The 1331-nt window shown below is 74.5% G+C and carries 1 protein-coding gene and 1 pseudogene; both read left to right on the top strand.

The window, feature by feature from the left end:
• Positions 1-194, top strand: a pseudogene (locus G3I53_RS15080) (hypothetical protein); the annotation flags it as partial.
• Positions 195-350: 156 nt separating this feature from the next.
• Complete coding sequence (locus G3I53_RS15085; protein WP_164332879.1) at positions 351-1313, top strand: NAD-dependent epimerase/dehydratase family protein; 963 nt, start codon at positions 351-353, stop codon at positions 1311-1313.
• Positions 1314-1331: the final 18 nt, after the last annotated feature.

Here is a 1331-nt window from a genome sequence, read left to right on the forward strand (position 1 = left end):
GCGCGGTGGCCGCGCTCGCGGCGGACGGCACCGGCGGAGCGCCGGGCGAGTTCCGGCGGCTGCTCGAACCGGACGAGGCGGACCGCAGGGCCGCGGCGCTGCTGCGCCACCCCGACCTGCTGGCCCCGGTGGGCGCACTCCACCACGCCGGCCTCGTCGACCGCCTCGCGCCGGACCACACGCTCACCGCCTGACGCCTCCGGCGCCCGGCTCCGCGTCCCTCACGTTCCGTCACTCACCGGTTCGTACCAGGCGACCGTGCCGAGGGTTCCGAGGGGGCGCACGCTGGTCGAGGGTCCGACGCCCTGGGTACCCGGGCCCGTCCACCGACCCCCGGAAGGCCGATCGCCATGAGCACCGTCATCTCGCGGAACTGGGAACACGCCGTCGTCACCGGCGGCGCGGGCTTCGTCGGCTCCCATCTGTGCGCCGCCCTGCTGGACGCGGGCGCCGCCGTCACCTGCGTCGACGACTTCTGCACCGGCCGGCCGGAGAACATCGCCCCCCTGCTCGACCGTCCGGGGTTCACCCTGGTGCAGGCCGACGTGGCCGAGGAACTGCCGGTGCGGCGGACACCGGACCTCGTCCTGCACTTCGCCTCCCCCGCCTCCCCCGCGGACTACCTGCGGCTGCCGCTGCACACCATGGAGACCGGCAGCCTCGGCACACGCAACGCGCTGGAACTCGCCCGCGCTGCGGGCGCCCGCTTCGTCCTGGCGTCCACCTCGGAGGTCTACGGCGACCCGCAGCAGAACCCGCAGGAGGAGCGCTACTGGGGCAACGTCAATCCGGTCGGGCCGCGCAGCGTCTACGACGAGGCCAAGCGGTTCGGCGAGGCGCTGACCACCGCGTACGCCGACGCGCACGGCACCGACACGTGCATCGTGCGGCTGTTCAACACCTACGGTCCGCGGATGCGCGGCCACGACGGCCGTGCCGTGCCGACCTTCGTGCGGCAGGCGCTGGACGGGGAGCCGCTGACCGTGACCGGCGACGGCCGCCAGACGCGGTCGCTGAGCTTCGTCGACGACACGGTGGCCGGGATCCTCGCGGCGGCCGCGCACGGCCTGCGCGGCCCGGTCAACATCGGCAACCCCGGTGAGATCACCATGCTGGAGCTGGCGGAGCTGGTCATCGAGCTCGCCGATTCGGACTCCGAGATCCGGTTCATCGAACGGCCGGTGGACGACCCGGCCGTGCGCTGCCCCGACATCACCCTGGCCCGCGACAAGCTGGGCTGGCAGCCGCGGACGGGCGCCGAGGAGGGCCTGCGCCGCACCATCGACTGGTTCCGCGCGGAAGCGGCGGCCTGACCCCAGCGGCGGCGGGAC

This window comes from Streptomyces sp. SID14436, assembly GCF_010548465.1.
GTDB lineage: Bacteria > Actinomycetota > Actinomycetes > Streptomycetales > Streptomycetaceae > Streptomyces.